The 18,333-nt window shown below is 62.4% G+C and carries 24 protein-coding genes; 17 read left to right on the top strand and 7 right to left on the bottom strand.

Annotation, left to right across the window (positions count from 1 at the left end):
• Nucleotides 1-69: 69 nt before the first annotated feature.
• The 7 genes from F2P45_RS23515 (at nt 70) to F2P45_RS23485 (ending at nt 4,245) form a co-directional block, all read left to right on the top strand.
• The gene (locus tag F2P45_RS23515; protein WP_166880441.1) at nt 70-1,005 is read left to right on the top strand and encodes an OmpA family protein; all 936 of its coding nucleotides are present in this window, start codon (nt 70-72) and stop codon (nt 1,003-1,005) included.
• Nucleotides 1,006-1,060: 55 nt separating this feature from the next.
• Nucleotides 1,061-1,600, top strand: coding sequence for a ferritin-like domain-containing protein (locus F2P45_RS23510; protein ID WP_166880439.1), 540 nt, complete (start codon nt 1,061-1,063; stop codon nt 1,598-1,600).
• A 63-nt stretch (nt 1,601-1,663) separates the two neighbouring features.
• Nucleotides 1,664-2,002: an ElaB/YgaM/YqjD family protein gene (locus F2P45_RS23505; protein ID WP_166880438.1), complete on the top strand. Its 339-nt coding sequence runs from the start codon at nt 1,664-1,666 to the stop codon at nt 2,000-2,002.
• An 18-nt stretch (nt 2,003-2,020) separates the two neighbouring features.
• Nucleotides 2,021-2,407: a phage holin family protein gene (locus tag F2P45_RS23500; protein WP_166880436.1), complete on the top strand. Its 387-nt coding sequence runs from the start codon at nt 2,021-2,023 to the stop codon at nt 2,405-2,407.
• Between the two features lie 32 nt (nt 2,408-2,439).
• Nucleotides 2,440-2,832 (top strand): hypothetical protein, encoded by a 393-nt coding sequence (locus F2P45_RS23495; protein WP_229505253.1) that lies wholly within the window; start codon nt 2,440-2,442, stop codon nt 2,830-2,832.
• A 38-nt stretch (nt 2,833-2,870) separates the two neighbouring features.
• Nucleotides 2,871-3,101, top strand: a complete 231-nt coding sequence (locus F2P45_RS23490; protein WP_166880433.1) for a hypothetical protein — start codon at nt 2,871-2,873, stop codon at nt 3,099-3,101.
• Nucleotides 3,094-4,245, top strand: coding sequence for a patatin-like phospholipase family protein (locus F2P45_RS23485; RefSeq protein WP_166880431.1), 1,152 nt, complete (start codon nt 3,094-3,096; stop codon nt 4,243-4,245). The genes F2P45_RS23490 and F2P45_RS23485 overlap by 8 nt, the downstream gene beginning before the upstream one ends.
• A gap of 51 nt (nt 4,246-4,296) precedes the next feature.
• Here F2P45_RS23485 and F2P45_RS23480 read toward each other — a convergent pair whose 3' ends face one another.
• The 3 genes from F2P45_RS23480 to F2P45_RS23470 form a co-directional block, all read right to left on the bottom strand.
• Nucleotides 4,297-4,704, bottom strand: coding sequence for a hypothetical protein (locus F2P45_RS23480; protein ID WP_166880429.1), 408 nt, complete (start codon nt 4,702-4,704; stop codon nt 4,297-4,299).
• 71 nt (nt 4,705-4,775) lie between these two features.
• Complete coding sequence (locus tag F2P45_RS23475) at nt 4,776-4,928, bottom strand: DUF3309 family protein (protein WP_166880428.1); 153 nt, start codon at nt 4,926-4,928, stop codon at nt 4,776-4,778.
• 73 nt (nt 4,929-5,001) lie between these two features.
• Nucleotides 5,002-5,463, bottom strand: coding sequence for an outer membrane lipoprotein (locus F2P45_RS23470; RefSeq protein WP_166880426.1), 462 nt, complete (start codon nt 5,461-5,463; stop codon nt 5,002-5,004).
• Between the two features lie 208 nt (nt 5,464-5,671).
• On the opposite strand from F2P45_RS23470, the gene F2P45_RS23465 reads away from it, so the two are divergent.
• The 6 genes from F2P45_RS23465 to F2P45_RS23440 all read left to right on the top strand — a co-directional run bounded on the left by F2P45_RS23465 (nt 5,672) and on the right by F2P45_RS23440 (nt 10,593).
• Entirely contained in the window at nt 5,672-6,220 is a 549-nt protein-coding gene (locus tag F2P45_RS23465) for a hypothetical protein (RefSeq protein ID WP_166880424.1), read from the top strand.
• 72 nt (nt 6,221-6,292) lie between these two features.
• The gene (locus F2P45_RS23460; protein WP_166880422.1) at nt 6,293-6,607 is read left to right on the top strand and encodes a BON domain-containing protein; all 315 of its coding nucleotides are present in this window, start codon (nt 6,293-6,295) and stop codon (nt 6,605-6,607) included.
• Between the two features lie 66 nt (nt 6,608-6,673).
• Nucleotides 6,674-7,918 carry an AI-2E family transporter gene (locus F2P45_RS23455; RefSeq protein WP_166880421.1) on the top strand — a complete coding sequence of 415 codons (1,245 nt, stop codon included), beginning with the start codon at nt 6,674-6,676 and terminating at the stop codon, nt 7,916-7,918.
• Nucleotides 7,919-8,009: 91 nt separating this feature from the next.
• Complete coding sequence (locus tag F2P45_RS23450) at nt 8,010-8,957, top strand: polysaccharide deacetylase family protein (RefSeq protein WP_166880419.1); 948 nt, start codon at nt 8,010-8,012, stop codon at nt 8,955-8,957.
• 6 nt (nt 8,958-8,963) lie between these two features.
• Entirely contained in the window at nt 8,964-10,223 is a 1,260-nt protein-coding gene (locus tag F2P45_RS23445) for a lipoprotein-releasing ABC transporter permease subunit (protein WP_166880417.1), read from the top strand.
• 40 nt (nt 10,224-10,263) lie between these two features.
• A complete protein-coding gene (locus F2P45_RS23440; RefSeq protein ID WP_166880416.1) occupies nt 10,264-10,593 on the top strand; it encodes a hypothetical protein in 330 nt (109 codons plus the stop codon).
• A gap of 291 nt (nt 10,594-10,884) precedes the next feature.
• On the opposite strand, the gene F2P45_RS23435 is transcribed toward F2P45_RS23440, so the two are convergent.
• From F2P45_RS23435 to F2P45_RS36810, 4 genes are all read right to left on the bottom strand, one after another.
• Nucleotides 10,885-11,187, bottom strand: a complete 303-nt coding sequence (locus tag F2P45_RS23435; RefSeq protein WP_166880414.1) for a hypothetical protein — start codon at nt 11,185-11,187, stop codon at nt 10,885-10,887.
• Nucleotides 11,188-11,197: 10 nt separating this feature from the next.
• The gene (locus F2P45_RS23430) at nt 11,198-12,127 is read right to left on the bottom strand and encodes a YihY/virulence factor BrkB family protein (RefSeq protein WP_166880413.1); all 930 of its coding nucleotides are present in this window, start codon (nt 12,125-12,127) and stop codon (nt 11,198-11,200) included.
• A gap of 61 nt (nt 12,128-12,188) precedes the next feature.
• Nucleotides 12,189-13,205 (bottom strand): OmpA family protein, encoded by a 1,017-nt coding sequence (locus F2P45_RS23425; RefSeq protein ID WP_166880521.1) that lies wholly within the window; start codon nt 13,203-13,205, stop codon nt 12,189-12,191.
• A 238-nt stretch (nt 13,206-13,443) separates the two neighbouring features.
• Nucleotides 13,444-13,752 (bottom strand): collagen-like protein, encoded by a 309-nt coding sequence (locus tag F2P45_RS36810; protein ID WP_166880411.1) that lies wholly within the window; start codon nt 13,750-13,752, stop codon nt 13,444-13,446.
• Between the two features lie 338 nt (nt 13,753-14,090).
• On the opposite strand from F2P45_RS36810, the gene F2P45_RS23415 reads away from it, so the two are divergent.
• From F2P45_RS23415 to F2P45_RS23400, 4 genes are all read left to right on the top strand, one after another.
• Nucleotides 14,091-14,702 (top strand): winged helix-turn-helix domain-containing protein, encoded by a 612-nt coding sequence (locus F2P45_RS23415; RefSeq protein ID WP_229421934.1) that lies wholly within the window; start codon nt 14,091-14,093, stop codon nt 14,700-14,702.
• A 337-nt stretch (nt 14,703-15,039) separates the two neighbouring features.
• Nucleotides 15,040-15,792 carry a glutathione peroxidase gene (locus F2P45_RS23410; protein ID WP_166880410.1) on the top strand — a complete coding sequence of 251 codons (753 nt, stop codon included), beginning with the start codon at nt 15,040-15,042 and terminating at the stop codon, nt 15,790-15,792.
• Between the two features lie 100 nt (nt 15,793-15,892).
• Complete coding sequence (locus F2P45_RS23405) at nt 15,893-16,783, top strand: M90 family metallopeptidase (RefSeq protein WP_166880408.1); 891 nt, start codon at nt 15,893-15,895, stop codon at nt 16,781-16,783.
• 68 nt (nt 16,784-16,851) lie between these two features.
• Nucleotides 16,852-18,177 (top strand): ATP-binding protein, encoded by a 1,326-nt coding sequence (locus F2P45_RS23400; RefSeq protein ID WP_166880517.1) that lies wholly within the window; start codon nt 16,852-16,854, stop codon nt 18,175-18,177.
• The last annotated feature ends 156 nt before the right edge of the window (nt 18,178-18,333 follow it).

Below are 18,333 nucleotides of genomic sequence, written 5' to 3'. Positions count from 1 at the left end.
TACCCAGAGCACAAGAAAACGTTTGAACTCCGCGCCATATGGCGCCATGACAACAAAAGGAACACTTCCATGAAACATACCCTGATCAAAACCGCCATCCTCGCCGCCGTCCTGACCCTCGGCGCTTGCAGCAGCGTACCGACCACCACCCCATTGCTGGACCAGGCCCGTGGCGATTTCGTCGCCGCCAACAATAATTCGCGCGTGTCGACCTTCGCCCCGCTGGAATTCAAGCAGGCCAGCGAAGCGCTGGATCAAGCCAACGCCGCCGCCGCCCGCAAGGACAGCCTGGAGCAGATCGACAAGCTGGCCTATCTGGCCAAGCAAAAAATCGCCACCGCACAAGAAATCGCCAAGCAGAAGCAGGCTGAAGCCGATATCGCCGCTTCCGGCAAAGAACGCGACGCCGTGCGCCTCGAAGCGCGCACCGTCGAAGCCGACCGCGCCAAGATGGATGCCGCCGCCGCCAAGGCCGCCGCCGCCGCCGCTTCGGCCGATGCCGCCGCCGCCCAGAACCAGGCTGCCGCCGCACAAGGCCAGGTCGCCGCCGCCGAAGCCCAGACCCGCGAAGCCCAGGCGCGCGCCGCCCAGCTCGAAGCACTGATGACCGACCTGCAAGCGAAGAAAACCGAACGCGGCCTGATCATCACGATCGGCGACGTGCTGTTCGGCGTGGACCAGGCCAACTTGACCGCGAACGGCCAGGCGACCTTGCGCAAGCTGGCCGATGCGCTGGCACAGAACCCGAACCGCAGCGTGCTGGTCGAAGGGTTCACCGACAGTACCGGCAGCACCGCGCATAACCAGCAATTGTCGGAAAAGCGCGCCTCTTCGGTGCGCGCCGCGCTGGTCGAGATGGGCGTTGCCCGTGACCGCGTCGCGATGCGCGCATACGGCGAAGCCTTCCCGGTCGCGCCGAACGATAACGCCGGCAACCGCCAGATGAACCGCCGCGTTGAAATCGTGCTGTCGAACGAAGGTGCCGCGATCGCGCCGCGCCGTTAATACGAACGCAATCGCACTACGCATCATATAGAGTAAATACAGTAAAGGAATCACCATGGACGACAATACCAAGCCACTGGCGCACGGTTTCGACGTGAAAGCCATCCGCCAGGCAGCCGCCAATCTCGACGACGGCGCCGTCACCGACGGCTACGCCGCCGATCGTGAAGCGGTCATCAACATGCTGAACGACGCGCTCGCCACCGAACTGGTGTGCGTGCTGCGCTACAAGCGCCACTACTACACCGTCAGCGGCGTGGGCAACGGTCCGATCAAGGCCGAATTCCTGGAGCACGCGCAACAGGAGCAGGAACACGCCGATTCGCTGGCCGAACGCATCGTCCAGCTCAATGGTTCGCCGAATTTCAATCCGGCCACCCTGACCGCGCGCAGCCATGCCGAGTACGACGATTCGGACGACGTGCAAGCGATGATCCGTTCCAACCTGATCGCCGAGCGCGTGGCGATCGAGTCGTACCGTCAGATGATTGCCGCCATCGGCGAGAAGGACCCGACCACCAAGGCGCTGCTGGTGAGCATCATGGCGGTCGAAGAAGAGCACGCGGACGACATGCGTGACTTGCTGGCTCATTAAGAGCCCAAAAGCAAAAACGGTAGCACTTTACAGACTTTTTTCAACCCACCACTGGAGTTCATCATGTTAGATACCAACACCCGCACGAACGGCGCTTCGAACCTGAACGGCAACGTGAACGCCGTGCAAACCGACGTCAAGACCCTGGTCAAGGATGCCCAGACCCTGCTGTCCGCAGCGGCCGCACTGACCGGCGAGAAAGCCGAAGACATGCGCGCACGCGGCATGGAAATGCTGGACGTGGCGCTGGGCAAGGCATCGCAAGTGCAAGGTCAAGCAATCGTCAAAGGTAAGGAACTGGCGCACACCGCCGATGTCTATGTTAAGGACAACCCATGGCGCACCATCGCCGCCGCTGCCAGCGTCGGCTTGCTGGTCGGTGTGATCCTGGGCCGCAAATAATTCACGCCGGGAGAAGCCATGGACAAAACAACCGCAGCAGTACATGGCCCCGGCCTGATGGGCGGCCTGACAGGGCTGGCAAAAAATATCTTCGGACTCGTGGTGTCGCGCGTGGAACTGGCGGCACTCGAGTTGTCCGAAGTACGCAATCATGTGCTTGAATTGCTGGTGATTTTCTCGCTGGCAGTGCTGTGCGCCATGTTTGCGTTGGCCTACGGTAGCGCGACAATTGTTGCGCTCGCGTGGGAAAGCATGGGCTGGAAAATCCTTTTGCTGATGTTTGCCGTGTTCATCGCCGTGACGATCGGCCTCGTGCTCAAGGCCAAGGCCATGCTCAAAGAGGGCAAGCTGGCTTTCCCCGAGACCATGAACGAACTCAAGAACGATCGCGACATGCTGCTTTAAGCGGCACTTCAGACGGGAGTATTACGATGGCGATGGATAACATTATCGGGCTCGAAAAGTCCCCCGGCACCGGGGGCGACAAGATGGACTCGGTAGCCGAGCGCAAGGCGCGCTTGCTGCGCCAGGGCGATTTCTACCGCGTCGGCATTGCTCACGCCAAAGCCCGGATCAAGCACGATGCGCGTCCCGACGTGCTGTTTCACTCGGCACTCGACCATGCGACCTGGGCGGTCCGTTCACGGATCGACAGCGTGCTGCATCCGACCGGCATCAGTGTCGCGTCGATCATGCCGTACGCCGCGACCATCGTCGGCTTCATCACGCGGCGCCGGCTGATCAAGCCCGCGCTCGGCGTGGCGGCCGTGCTGGGCGGCCTGGCGTGGTACCTGCAGCAGCGCCGCACGGGGCAGGCGCAGGAGCTGTAAGGCGGGACCTGTAAGGCACAAGGTGTACGGCGGAACGTGTGCCGCGCAACGTGCGGCCCAATGCCGCTGAACTGCTTGATGACCATGCCGGGCAAGCGAACCCGGCCTTGCAACAAGAACGGAAAGATATGGTGGGGCTTGAGCGGCGTCGTAATCTTCGGATTCGACGCCGTCTTTTTTTGCTGGTATCGTTTTCATCCCTGTTCGATTTTCATATACTCACTTTTTCCACCTCCATCTCGACGCGATTCCGGCCTTTCTATGACTGAAGCAAACAAACTCAATCCCGACAAGCTGCGCATCGTGCTGGTCCTGCAAGGCGGCGGCGCGCTGGGCGCCTACCAGGCCGGCGTGTACCAGGCGCTGCACGAGCATAACTTGGTGCCGGACTGGATCGTGGGCACCTCGATCGGCGCCATCAATGCGGCGCTGATCGCCGGCAATGAACAATCGCTGCGGCTGGAGAAAATCAAGGCCTTCTGGGACCGTGTTTCGCATGCCGACACGCTGGACATGACCCGCGTCGACGACCGCCAGCGGCGCTCGAATATCTGGCTCAACACCTTCGACACGGTCATGCGCGGGGTGCCGGGCTTTTTCAAGCCGCGCCTGTTCAGCGGTTTTCCGTTCGGGATGACGGTCGCGCCCGAAGAAGCCTCGTTCTACGACACGCTGCCGCTGCGCGACACGCTCAAGGAACTGGTCGACTTCGACTATCTCAACGAAGAGGGCGGCATGCGCCTGACGGTCAATGCCGTCAATGTGCGCACCGGTGAACTGGCGCATTTCGACAGCCGGAGCGGCGATCTGTGCGCCGACCATGTGCGTGCCAGCGGCAGCCTGCCGCCGGCCTTCGCCCCGGTGCGCATCGATGGCGAGCTGTACTGGGACGGCGGCCTGTATTCGAACACCCCGCTCGAATCGGTGCTGCGCGAGCTGCCCGGTGGCGACACCATCTGCTTCATGGTCGACTTGTGGAGCGCGCAAGGCGAGGAGCCGGTGACGATGGATCAGGTCAACACGCGCCAGAAGGATGTGACGTTCGCCTCGCGCTCGAAACGCCATATCGAAGACTACAGCGCCACCCACGCGCTGCAGCACAAGCTGCGCCAGATGTACGCGCGCATGCCCGAGGCCGAGCGCACCGAGGAAGACCGGCGCGAGCTCGCCGCGCTCGGCTGCGACGCCACCCTGCACATCGTGCGCATTCCGTATGCGGGGCACGACTGGCACATGGCCTCGAAGGACGTCAATTTTTCCAAAGGGTCGATCGAGTGGCGCTGGGAGCAGGGCTACCGCGATGCGCTGCGCGCGCTCAAGCACGCGGGCTGGCTGCTGATGGTGGCCGAAGAAACGGCCGTGGTGGTACACGAATTGCCGCCGGACCAGGATGACTGGAGCGCGGCGGCGTAAATCGTCGCTGCGGGCGGCGCCGAGGCGCGGCGCCCCGGCAGGCGGGTGCTGTCAGCCGCCCGCGGCAGCCTGGGCGCGCGCGCCGGCCATGTCTTTCTGATAGTTCGCTTGCGCTTCCTTGTTGCAGGCGCTGCGCTCGGACACCGGCAGGGCGCGGCATGCGCCCTTCGCTTCCTGCAGGGCCGCACCCATTTCCTTGCGCAAGGTACGCAGGCGCGCCTCGGGGGTGACGTCTTCGCGCGTCCAGCGCGCCGGGTCGCCGCGGGCGATTTCGGCCGCTTGCTGGCGCGCGGTGGCGGCCGGCACGTTCTGGTCGGTCGAGGTCTGGGGCAGATGGGCGCTGGCAAAAGGCATTCCCAGCAGGCAGGCTGCGGCCAGGGTGGCGCGCAGCATGCTGGTCAATGGACTGGTGGTGCGTGGCGATGCGCATGGCATCGTGTTGTTGTCGGGCTTGCGCATGGCAGCTCCTTTTTTAGTTGGGGATGGTGGGGCAAAAAAAACCGGCGCACGCGGCGCCGGTTGTCGACTTGTTACAGACGCCCGGTGAGGAGCAGCACGATGAGCACCACCACGATCAGGCCGGTGATGCCGCTTGGGCCGTATCCCCAGCTGCGGCTGTGGTTCCAGGTAGGAAGAGCGCCGATCAGCGCAAGAATGAGGATAACGAGAAGAATGGTACCCATGGTGGGCTCCTTTAAGAGTCGATCTGTCTTTGCAGATCGTGATTTATGTAAATGGTGGGGGTACTACCAAAAATCAGTAACGGTAGACGCGGCCGTCGACCACGCGCACGCGGTTGCCGACGCGCAGGTCATACACGCTGTCCTGCACAATGGTGCGGTTTTCGCCGTTTTGCAGGCGAACATTGATCTGGTACATTTCCTGGCCAGTGCCGGCGTTGCGGTTCGCTTCAACCTTGTTGCCGACGACAGCGCCGCCGACAGCACCGGCGACGGTGGCCGCGGTACGGCCGCTGCCGCTGCCGATCTGGTTACCGACCAGGGCGCCGACGATACCGCCGACAACCGCGCCGGCGCCGTTGGTCTGGCCGTCATTGCGGGTGACCTGGATCGATTCGATGGTGCCGTAGCCAGCCGACGAGGAGGCGGCATTGTCGTAGCTGCCGTTGTTGGTCGGCTGGGACGAGGTGCTGGCGCAGCCGCTGAGCATGGCGGTGGTGGCGATGACGATTGCTGCGATAGTCTGGTTCGATTTCATGTTGTTCTCCTGACAAAGTGTGAAGCCAGCATAATCAGCAACAACCATGGGGTCTGTGCGCTGCCGCACTCAGGTTCATTCGGTCGAGTTTGGCTCAAACTGTTGGTTTTTTGCCACTAGTCGCGCTGTGTTCGCCAGCGAACAGATGTCGGGCGGCACTTCCCGTAAAACGGTAAGCAGCGATGTATTGTCACCGGAGAAAATCAAGATGAAACGAGCAGTCACCCCCGCCTTGATCGGCGCCTTCCTGATGTCGGCCGCATTCTCGGCCAGCGCGGCGACCCCGGAAGCGAAGGCGGCCTACAAGCAGGCCACGGCGGCGGCCACCGCCACCTACAAGGCGGCCCGTGCGCAGTGCGACGTGATTACTGGCAACCCGAAAGATGTCTGCGTGGAAGAAGCCAAGGCGGCGCGCGTGCGCACCGTGGAAGAAGCGAGCGCCATCTACAAGAACACGCTGAAAGCCTACACCCAGTCGCGCCTGACGATTGCCTCGGCCAACTTTGACCTCGACAAGGCCAAGTGCCGTGCGCTGACCGGCAACGACAAGGATGTCTGCATGCAGCAGGCAAAATCGACCTTGATCGCGGCCCAGGCCGACGCCAGGGCCGACAAGAAAGCGATCGAAGCGCGCACCGATGCGCGCGACGACAAACGAACGGCCGAATACAAAGTCGCGCTTGAAAAGTGCGATGCGTTTGCCGGTGCGGTCAAGGACACCTGTGTCTCAGCCGCGAAATCGCAGTATGGCAAGTAAGTAACAAGCGAGCTATGCTGCAACAGCTCATACAGAGCAAATTTTTTTGAACCACCCACCAAGGAGTCCACTATGAAAATCGCAAAACGTCTGTCGACCATGCTGTTTGCCGCCACCCTCGTCGCCACCATGGCTGGTTGCGCTTCGACCGCCACCAAAGAAGGTACGGGCGAATTTATCGATGACACCGTGATCACCGCGAAAGTCAAAGCATCGATCTTCAACGAGCCAACCCTCAAAGCGTCGGAAATCAACGTTGAAACCTTCAAGGGCGACGTGCAGTTGTCCGGCTTCGTGGCCGATCCGGCGGATGCCACCAAAGCGGCCGATGTGGCACGCGGCGTGAAGGGTGTAGTATCGGTCAAGAACGACGTACGTGTGAAGTAAGCTGAGCTCTTCAGGCCGGCCCGCAGTGGCCGGCCTGCGGTGCCGGCTCTATAATGTGAAGATTTTATGCAGCTTGCAGATCCGATTCCGGCCCCCGCCAATCAAACTCCCGCTCCTTCGCTGGAAGGCGCCGCCGTCAAGGCAGCCCCCGCCGATGCCGGCGCGGAGCATCACGATCCACTCACTTCCACTGCCGCGCACACGCTGCGCATCCCGATCCATGTCAATGCGCGCGGGCTGGCGCTGGGCATCATCGCGACGATTGCCTTCGTCTACGCACTCCAGTGGGCACAAAAATTCCTGGTCCCGCTCCTGCTCGGGATCTTTATCGCCTACACGCTCAACCCGCTGGTCCTGTTCCTCGAACGGCGCATGCGGATCAAGCGCGCCATCGGCGCCACCATCGTCACGGTCGTCATCCTGGTGCTGATGGGCGGTGTGCTGAACCGGGTGCAGGGCGAGTTTTTCAACATCATCGACGAATTGCCGACGATTACCCAAAAGGTCACGCGCATCCTGACCCGCGCCAGCGGCGGACAGCCGAGCACGATCCAGCAGATGCAGGCCGCCGCCTCCCAGATCGAGCAAGCCACCTCCAGCGTCGGCGGGCAAAAATCGGCGGCGCGCAAGGCCATGCCGGCCGCCGCCGCCGCCGGAGGCAGTTTCAAGATCATGGACTGGGTGCTGGCCGGGTCGATGGGCTTCATCGGTTTCGTCACGCAGGCGACGATGGTGGTGTTCCTGGTGTTCTTCCTGCTCCTTGCGGGAGACACCTTCAAGCGCAAGCTGGTCAAACTGACCGGGCCGTCGCTGAGCCGCAAGAAGGTGACCGTGCACATCCTGGACGACATCAATACCTCGATCCAGAACTATATGTTCATGCTGCTCGTCACCAATACCTTGCTGGCGCTGCTGATGTGGGTCGCGCTGCGCGCCATCGGTCTCGAAAATGCGGGCGCCTGGGCGATTTTCGCCGGCCTGATGCACATCATGCCGTACTTCGGCCCGCTGTTGATCACCGCGCTGACCGGCCTTGTTGCCTTCATGCAGTTCGAATCGCTGGAAATGGTGCTGCTGGTGGCCGGCGCGTCGCTCGCCATCGCCACCCTGGTCGGGACCGTCATCGCCACCTGGATGACCGGCAAGATCGCCAAGATGAACCCGGCCGCCGTGTTCGTCAGCCTGCTGTTCTGGGGCTGGCTGTGGGGCATGTGGGGCTTGCTGCTCGGCGTGCCGGTGGTCGTGATGATCAAGGTCGTGGCCGAACGGGTCGAAGGCATGGAAGTCCTGGCCGAGCTGCTGGGCGAGTAAGCAGGCTGTTGCGGCGGCGGGGCGATGCCTTTGCGCCTGCGCCGCTGTATGTTAGGCTTGCAGATCGTCAATTCAAAAGCGCGCTTTGTTCATGCTCCAGTTAAAAAATCTTGCGCTCACGCTCTCCAGGGGCGCTGCCGCCGTGCTTTGTTGCGGCGTGTTGGCCGGCGCCGCCTGTGCGCAATCGGTCGCGTTCACCTTCGATGACGGACCCTCGCTGGCCGCCACCCCACGTCTCACGCCGCAGCAGCGCAACCAGGCCATGCTCGACGCGCTGGCCAGGCATCAGGTCAAGGCGGCGCTGTTCGTTACCGCCGGCAATGGCGCCGACAAGCCGGCCGGCTACGCGCTGGCGCGCGCCTGGGGCGAGGCCGGCCACGTCATCGGCAACCACACGATGACCCATCCGGACCTCGATAGCGCCAAGGTCAGCCTGGCGCAATACCAGCAGGAAGTGCTGGACTGCGACAAGATCATCGCCACTTTGCCCGGTTACCAGAAATGGTTCCGCTTCACCTATCTGCGCGAAGGCAGCGAACCCGGCAAACGCGACGGCATGCGCGGCTTTCTCGCCGCGCAGGGCTACCGCAACGCCTACATCACCCTCGACACCAGCGACTGGCGCCTCGACGAACACCTGGACGAGACGCTGGCAAAGAACAGCAAGGCCGACCTGGCGCCCTTGAAAAAGGCCTACCTCGCGCATGTGCGCGAGCGCGCGCTGGCCTACCGCGCCATGTCGCAGCGGCTACAGGGACGCGACATTGCCCAAGTGATTTTGCTGCACCACAATTTGATCAACGCGCTGTTTCTCGACGACGTGATCGGGATGTTCAAGGAGATGGGCTGGACCATCGTGTCGCCGGCCAAGGCCTTCGAAGACGCGGTTTACCAGTTCTCGCCGCAACGCCCGGCGCATGGGCAAAGCCTGCTGCTGTCGATGTCGCGCAGCCTCGGCATGGACAAGCTGGACGACAAGAAACGCCTGCAAGACGATGGCGAGGCCGATATCGACCGCTTGAAAGCACAAGGATACTAGGAAACCATGCTCGCAAATTTACCTTACGAATTACAGATCGCCCTGCGTTACACCAGCGCGCAACGCCGCAGCGAACGCAATCCGATGCTGTCGGTCATTTCGCTCATTTCGGTCAGCGGGATTGCGCTGGGCGTGGCCGCGCTGATTGTGGTGCTGTCGGTGATGAACGGCTTCCAGAAAGAAGTGGCGGCGCGCATGCTGTCGATGATTCCGCATATCGAAGTCATCGACGAACGCGGCGGCCTGCCCAACTGGGAGCAGACCCTGGCGCAGGCGCGCGGCAATCCGGCCGTGTCCGGCGGGGCGCCCTTTGTCACCCTGCAGGGCATGCTGCTGTACGACGACACCATGCGCCCGGTGGCGGTGCAGGGGATTTTGCCGGCGGCCGAAAAAACCGTGTCGAGCATTGCCGAGCGCATCAAAGATGGCAAGCTGGACGATTTGCAGCCGGGCCGCTTCAACATCGTGCTCGGCTACGAGCTGGCCAGCAAACTGGGCGTGAAAACGGGCGATAAATTGTCGCTGCTGGTGGCGCCGCAGGGCGGGGCGGCCACCGCCTGGACGCCGCGCCGGCAAGTATTCACGGTGACGGGGACCTTCAACGTGGGGCACAACGATTACGATTCCACCGTGGCGCTGGCGCATATCGACGATGCGCGCGCGGTTGAGCAGCTGGCCTTGCCGTCCGGGCTGCGCCTGAGTTTGCATGACCTGCACCAGGCGCCGAGGGTGGCGCAGGAATTGTCCAGCAGCATGCCGCAGGAATTGATGTTCCGCGACTGGACGCGCCAGAACGAAGTCTGGTTCGCGGCCCTGCAATCGCAAAAGCGCATGATGTTTCTGATCCTGGTGCTGATCATTGCGGTGGCGGCGTTCAATCTGGTGTCCACCCTGGTGATGAAGGTCAACGACAAGCAGGCCGATATTGCGATCCTGCGCACCCTGGGCGCCTCGCCGCGCTCGATCATGGCGGTGTTCATGATGCAGGGCGCGCTGGTGGGCGTGATCGGGACCGCGGCCGGGGTGGCGGCGGGTGTGATGGTGGCGATGAATATCGATGTCATCATGCCGGTGGTGGAGAAACTGCTGGGCAGCAAGCTGCTGTCGAAAGAGATTTACTTCCTCAGTTCGGTGCCGTCGGACCCGCAATGGCAGGATATCGTCATGATCGGCGGGGTCTCGGTGGCGCTGGCCTTCGTGGCGACCTTGTATCCGAGTTACGGGGCGGCGCGGATCAATCCGGCGGAGTCCTTGCGTTACGAGTAGAACATCGGCTATTGGCTTGATTAGGCAGGAACAGACAACGATGAAAACATTGCGTCAACAGTCAGTCGTGCTCGCCGAGTGGGCAAACGAACTCGCGCTGCGCTTCGGCAGGCCGGTCGACGAGCTGATCAAAGGCGGGCTGATGGCGAGTGATTTTTCCGCTGACGTGGAAGTGAGGACGCCGTATGGCATGACGGTCCGCTTCGTGCTGGCGTTCTTCCTGGTGCGGCCTGACAGGGGCCAGGCGGTTGTCTTTAGCGAGCATAGCGGATACGCCGAATTCGATATGGTGGACGGCATGGTGTTTGCCGAAATCTCCGAGTCGAGGTACTACCATGATGCAGAAAATGAAAATCGGCCGATCCGGTAGCCGGTCGTCCCGCCGCATCGGCCTTGCGCCCACCAATTCGGGACAGAGGCAATTTTCGAGTCGGAATCGTCAATCCCACGCGCCAGTGCGGAAGCGTGGCTGCTGGCAGTGCATGGCATCGTTGCGGTCATTGAACTGGCCGATGGCATCGACGTCGCGGGCACTTCCCGCTCCGTTGTGGCGGTGGATCCGCTGGCGCCAGCGCATCGTTTGACCAGATGAGAACAGGACGAGCTAGTCGCCTGGCGATCCAATGACTTTCAACTCGGAAATGAGGCCGGCGAGTTGTCTTCAACGTGCCGGGACGCCTTGGGCAAGCCGATTAGCTGACTGATAGAGCTGAAACGTCTGCGCGTAATCGCCATCCGATTCGTCGATGTACCAAGTGTCCAGCACTGCCCCATTCGGCCCGTACAATCCAAAGGCCACGAATGGCACGTCCGAGTTTTCATCCTTGCCAGCCCAAAGCGCAATTTTCGTGTTGTCGACAGTGACCGACACGGCGTACTTGTCTTTGCGCCAAGCGACATTGCCTTCCTCCGTCTTGACAGAAAGCGATTTTACGACTTCCCGATAGTCGTTTGGTATCGGCATTTTGCAGCGCTCAGCGAATTCGCGTCACCTTTGCCGCCGTAGACTGCTCGCCGCCGGTGACTTCATCCGGCTTGTGCTTCAAACTGCCCAGCTGCAGCGCGTATTGCCGCGCGAACTCAGCACCCAAAAAGAAAATCTGCGCCGAGTAATACACCCACAGCAGCAGGGCGATCATCGAGCCGGCCGCGCCGAAACTGTTGGCCACGCCGCTGTTACCGATATACAGTCCTATTGCAAATTTCCCCAGGCTGAACAAGGCCGCCGTGCCCAGCGCGCCGATGGTCACGTCGCGCCACGATAGTTTGATGCGCGGGAGCATTTTGTAGATCACCCCGAACAGCACTGCGATGACCAGGAAGCTGATCGCCCACGATACCCACGACAGCAGCACGGCCGCGTCTTTCCACAAGCCGTTCATGTAATTTTCCAGCACCGCCAGCGCGGCGCTGACCACCAGCGAGACCATCAGCAGGAATCCCAGCACCAGGATCAGCCCGAACGACAGCAGGCGCGTGCGCAGGATCGTCCACCATGTGGAGTCGGTCGACTCCGGCACGGCCCAGATCTCGTCCAGGCTGTCCTTGAGTTCGGAAAACACGGTGGTCGCCCCGAACAGCAGCAGGCCGGTGGCGATGACGGTGGCCCAGATGCCGCTTTCCTTGTTTTGCGCGCCGGCCAGGATCAGCTGGATCGCTTCCGCGCCTTGCTTGCCGACCAGTCCGCGCAATTCGTTAATCAGCTGGCCCTGAGCCGCTTCGGCGCCGTAGAAAAAGCCGGCGATGGCAATGACCAGCACCAGGATCGGCGCCATCGAAAACAGGGTGTAGAACGCCAGTGCCGCGCCCTTGCTGGCGGCGCGGTGCGCGAACCATTCGGTGACCGCGCAGCGCATCACATTGACCAGTTGTTTGGAGTACGGCGCCCATTCCTTGATTTCCATTATCGTTACTTTCCTTGGATTGCGCGGGGAGCACGCGCTCCCCGCAAAACAGTGAATCTTGTTATTGAACGCGTCGTTCGATGGTAATTTGCTCGACTTCAACGCGGCGGTTCGGTTCCAGGCACTTGATCAGCGCGGCGCGTTTTTTCTCGGTGCAGGTGACCACCGGATTGGCTTCGCCCTTGCCGTAGGCTTTCAGACGGGCGCCGTCGATGCCCTTGGCCACCAGGTAGTCGCGCACCGCATTCGCGCGCCGCTCCGACAGCTTGAGGTTGTATTGCTCCGAACCGAGCCGGTCGGCGTAGCCGGTGATGTCGACGTCGGTGATGGTCGGGTCGGCCGTCAGCGCGGCGGCGATCTCGTCCAGACGGGTCTGGGTCACGTTGAGAGTTGCGCTGTTGAAAGCGAACAGCTCGGTCGTGCTCAAGGTGATTTTTTCGAAGCGGGCCGGCGGCGGCGGTGGCGGTGCGACCGGTTCCGGCGGCGGCGTGACCGCTGGCGGCGGCGTCGGCGCTGGCGGCGGTGCCGGCGGAATCGGCTTGTTGAAAGCGTAGTTGAAGCCGATCGTCAGGTATTTGTTGTTGCTGCGGTCGAAACCGAAGGCCTCGTCGCCACGCAGGCGCCCGCGCACCGTGCGCAAGTCGGCCTGCATCGACCACTGGTCCGTCAGGCCCAGCTGGAATCCGAGGCCGGCGGTCGCGTAGGGCGAGGTCTTGCCGACCCGGCGCAGCGGATTGTCGACCCGGTCGCGCTCGGCGCCGATGCCAATCAGCAGGAAGGGACGGAAATTCTGGCGCGACAGCATCAGCAGCGCGTCCGCGCCCACCACGGTCTGGCGATAGTTGGCCAGCCCTTCCTTGGTGCGCGCATGGGTGACGCCCATCTGCACGTCCCACATTTCGGAGAGCGGCCTGCCGATCTTGAGGCCGCCTCCGTAGTCGCGCTCGTCGACGCCGAAATCCTTGTCGGGCCTGAATGCATTGGCGCTCGGCTGGATATACCACGAGGGGTTGATGTCTTGCGCAAAGGCCAGTGACGCGCCGCACGATAGTGCCGCCGCCAGGGCCGTCTTTCTCATTTTGCTCACAGGGATCTCCTATTCGATAGGTCAGTAGAGTTGTCATCGCTGAAATGCAGCAGTGTGACGTTCGACTTGAGATTAGGCGGCGGAGTTCAATGCAACCGTTCGATAGCGCACTGTGATGTCGGACTTGTCTTTTTAATACAACAATTTGTGCGAGTGCCAAGAAAAATCGCGCCGGACCAGGCGAACCTGGTCCGGCGCGAGTTGTCGCGCAAAAAATAGCCCGGGGCTATTAGTTGGTTTTTTCCGGTACCACGATCACGGTGTCGCCGCCGGTTTTGCCTTGCTCGCCTTTGGCGCCGTCCATGCCTGGGGCACCTGGGGTACCAGCGGCGCCTGGGGTGCCGGTGGCGCCCGAGTTGCCGTCAGTACCAGCTGCGCCGGTGGCGCCAGTAGCACCAGGGGCGCCGGCTGGGCCAGGTACGGCTACTGGAACTTCAACGGTTGGGGTAACAACCGTTGCAGGTGGGTTAACAGTGGTTTTTTCGCATGCGGTCAGGCCGGCGATTGCCAGCAGTGCTGCCAGGATAGTCGTTTTCATGGTGGTTTCCTTTTATATGTGTCTGGTGCCGGCGGCAACCAGACTGAACGTCAGTGAAGTCATTGCACACACGAATTTGTGCGAACGAGGCCAGAATACGGTCATGTTTAGTTGGAATCTGTACGCCAACGCACACAGCAGGACGTGTCAGCAAAATTGCAACGATGAAAAGATGATCATAGGAAGTAAATTGTGCGAAATGTTCGATGGCGCACAGACCATCGGGGTCCACGCAGGCAATCTTGCACTCAGTTGTGCGGAACCGAATTATTGTCAGGCTGTCAAACGACATGTACCGGATCCGGACGAAATGAATCTCTTCTCATGGAGTACTCAACATGCATGCAACGACACAGCACCACAATGCGGCCCAAGGCGAAATGACCACATTGCACACCAACGCCAATTCTTCGCTGATCGAGCGCGTCGCGCCCCAGCCGGCAGAGCGCGCCCCGATCTCGATGGCCCCGATCGAGCGCGTGCGTTCGACCTCGGCCACCCAGCGCCGCATCGAAAATATGCAAAAGCTGATCGGCGAACTGTCGACCCACGAAATGCTGGCCGACGAAATCGCCTGGTTCCTCAAATTCTCGCCGTCCGGCGCGCGCAAATACATCCGCGACCTGCGCGAAGCGGGCGTGATCGAACTGGCGCGCTATATCGAAGGCACCGCCACCTACCTGGGCAAGGCCGTGTACCAGATTTCGCCGGACCCGGAACGGGTCAAGGCCTTCCTGGCCGCGATCGTGCAGCCGAAACGCGAAGGCGCGGCACCGCGCAAGGAACGTCCGGGCCTGCGCGAGCAGAGCATGGCCGGCACGGGCCGTCACTTCCACATCCTGGCGGACGACACCCACTATGCCATCCGCGTCAATCGCAGCCCGGTGGCGCGCGATCCGCTGGTTGCCGCCTTGTTCGGCGCGGCGCCGTCGGCCAAAGACCAGGCTTGATCCTGCGCTGAGCTGCGCCCGCTGCGCCTGCGTCCGCCATCCGGCCGGACTGCGGGGCAGGGGCCGCCAGCGTGTTTTATCTTTCCGGCAGGACCGTCGTAGTACGGTCCAGCCCAGGACTCTGCCGTTCCGCTCGCCATTCGGCCCTGCCATGCGGCCGCGCCAGTCGGCTCCGTGCCGCCCATCTTTGCGTTCACGCTTTCCCGCCAGGATGCGTGTGCTTCGGCACGTCTGCTGTTTTTCTGTCATTGTCCCCAATTGAAAACCCCCGAACCAGCCCCACTTGTGGCGGTGCGGGGATGTTCGCTCGTCCCACCCACTCACCAAAAGGATCGCCATGTTACCGACGCCAGAATCGCTGGAAGGCAAGCCCGTACCGAATGTCACGTTCAAGGCCAGGCCCAACGACCAGTGGAAAGACATCACCACCGATGAGCTGTTCAAGGGCCGGACCGTCGTCGTGTTTTCGCTGCCTGGCGCCTACACGCCAACCTGTTCCTCCACCCATTTGCCGCGCTATAACGAACTGGCGCCCGTGTTCAAGCAGAACGGCGTCGACGAGATCGTCTGCATTTCGGTCAACGATGCGTTTGTCATGAACGAGTGGAAAGTCGGCCAGGATGCCGAGAACATCACCGTGATCCCGGATGGCAATGGCGACTTCAGCGAAGGCATGGGCATGCTGGTCGACAAGCGCAACCTGGGCTTCGGCATGCGCTCGTGGCGTTATTCCATGCTGGTCAAGGATGGCATCATCGAGAAGATCTTCATCGAGGCCGACAAGGAAGGCGACCCGTTCGACGTCTCGGACGCCGAAACCATGCTGCGCCACGTCAGTCCGGACGCGCAGGTGCCCGAACCGGTCGTGGTGTTTTCCAAGCCCGGCTGCCCGCATTGCGCGCGCGCCAAGGCCACGCTCAAGGCGCACGGACTGGCGTTTGCCGAGATGTCGCAGGACCGCAAGATCAATTCCAGCGTGCTGCGCGCGGTCTCGGGCCAGTCGACCTGGCCGCAAGTCTTCATCGGCGGCAAGCTGATCGGCAACGCCGACGCGGTCGACGCTTACTTCGGCGCCGCCAAGGCAGCCTGAGCCACGTCCGCACCGTCCGCTCGCGCGCCGCGCCGCTGCGCGCGAGCGCGTCGCGCGGCGCGGCTCCCCCGTTTTCGTATCGCACCCGACAAGGACTAAGATGGAAGCGCTGCTCTGGACCACCGCCATCGTGGTGGCAATCGCGCTCGGCATGAGCTATCCCGGCTGGCGCCTCAGGCGCGCGCTGGCCCAGCCGTTCCCGCCTGCCTGGCGCGATATTCTTGAACGCAATATCCCCATTTATCAGCGCATGCAGCCCGATCTGCAAGCGCAATTGCAGCGCCTGGTGCAGCAATTCCTGTTCCAGAAAAAGTTTGTCGGCTGCGAGGGACTGGAGGTGGACGACGAGATCCGCGTCACCATCGCCGGCCAGGCGTGCCTGCTGCTGCTGAACCGCTTTACCCGCGTGTACCGCAAGCTGCACACCATCCTGGTCTATCCGAGCGCCTTCCTGGTGCCGCGCAACCATGCCGACGACGCCGGCATCGTGCATCCGGCGCGCCAGGAACTGCTGGGCGAATCGTGGGTCGACGGCCGCGTCGTGTTGTCGTGGGACCACGTCCAGCGCGGCGCCGGCGACTGGACCGATGGCCAGAACGTGGTCCTGCACGAATTCGCCCACCAGCTCGACAGCGAGTCGGGCAGCAACAACGGCGCGCCTTTCCTCGGCCATCCGGGCAGCTACCGCAACTGGTCCGAGGTGCTCTCGCGCGACTTCAACAACCTGCGCCACGAAGCCATGTTCCACCGCCAGAGCGTGCTGGACCACTATGGCGCGGTCAGTCCCGCCGAGTTCTTCGCCGTGGCCACCGAAACGTTTTTCGAGAAGCCCTGGCAGATGGCCGAACGCCATGCCGAGCTGTACGAGCAGTTTCAGCAGTACTACCGGGTCGACCCGCGCGAATGGCTGGCGCCGCCGCAGCCGGAGCCGCTGTTCGACGAACCCGAGCCGCCCGCCTCGTACGGCACGGTGTACGGCCAGTGGCGATGACGCTGGCGCCCGCTTGAATACTCGGTCATAATCGCCTGAAGTACTTTCCCACGGGATCGATCATGGCGATGCAGTTCGAGGAATTTGAATCCTTCGCGTCCGACACGCCGCCCGCACCGGTGCGCGCGCCGGGCGCGGATGCCGCTTCGCCGCTGGTGCGCCTGCAGTACCTGATCGACAACACCCCGGCCATCATCTATTGCACCGTGCCCAGCGGTGACTTCAAGATGACTTTTGTCAGCAACAACGCCTACAACGTGCTCGGCTACCGGCCCGAGGACATGGTGGCCGATCCCAATTTCTGGTTCGATCATATTCATCCGGACGACGCGCCCGCCATCTTTTCCAGCCTGGCGCTGGTGTTCGTCGAGGGCCAGCGCGCCTACGAGTACCGCTTCCGCGCCGCCGACGGGGCTTACCTGTGGATGCACGACACCTTGCGCCTGATCCGCGACGAACATGGCGCGCCGCTCGAAGTGATCGGCTCGCTCACCGACATCACGATCCGCAAGACCATGGAAGAGGCGCTCTACAGCAAGGGCCAGGAACAGCAGTTGCTGATCGGGCGTTTGCAGGAAGCGCAGAACCAGTTGCTGCAGTCGGAAAAAATGGCCTCGATCGGCCAGCTGGCCGCCGGCATTGCGCACGAGATCAACAACCCGGTCGGCTTCGTCAATTCGAACATGGGCACCTTGCAGAAATACGTGGCCACCCTGTTCGGCGTGGTCAGCCAGTACGATGCCGCGATCGCCGCGCACAGTCCGCCGCCGGCCCTGAGCAGCCGCATCGCGCAGATCGGCAAGAGCGCCGACCTGGCTTTCCTGCAGGATGACGCGACCGATCTGATCCGCGAGTCGATGGACGGGCTCAAGCGCGTCAAGGATATCGTCCAGGCGCTCAAGGATTTTTCGCATGTGGGCGAGAACGAGTGGCAGGTGGCCGACCTGCATCACGGCCTCGACAGCACCTTGAATATCGTCTCCAACGAGATCAAGTACAAGGCCACGGTGGAGAAGCACTACGGGCAGCTGCCGCCGGTGACCTGCCTGGCCTCGCAGCTGAACCAGGTCTTCATGAACCTGCTGGTCAATGCCGGGCACGCGATCAAGGACAAGGGCGTGATCACGATCCGCACCGGGGCCGAGGATGGCTGGGTGTGGGTGGCGATCGGCGACACCGGCTGCGGCATCGCGCAGGAACATCTGAACCGGATTTTCGAGCCGTTTTTTACCACCAAGCCGGTGGGCAGCGGGACCGGCCTGGGCCTGTCGCTGTCGTATGGGATCGTGAACAAGCACGGGGGGCGGATCGACGTGGCGTCGACGCCGGGGGAGGGGACCACGTTTACGGTGCGCTTGCCGGTGCTGCCGCCGGGGGCGGGGGGGCAAGCATAGGCCGCGATTGTTTGCATTGCCTTTGCGGTGTTACCGCCACGACCCCGTCGTTCCCCCCCCGTGGCGCGGGGACCCCCGGGGGCCGACAATATAATATCCCCCATAGGCCCCCCCGGCCCCGGGGGCCGCCCCCGGTGCGCGTGCGCCCACGGTGGG

The organism is Massilia mucilaginosa, from assembly GCF_011682145.1.
GTDB classification, from domain to species: Bacteria; Pseudomonadota; Gammaproteobacteria; order Burkholderiales; family Burkholderiaceae_D; genus Telluria_A; species Telluria_A mucilaginosa.
This window is presented reverse-complemented; position numbering and strand designations above follow the sequence as displayed.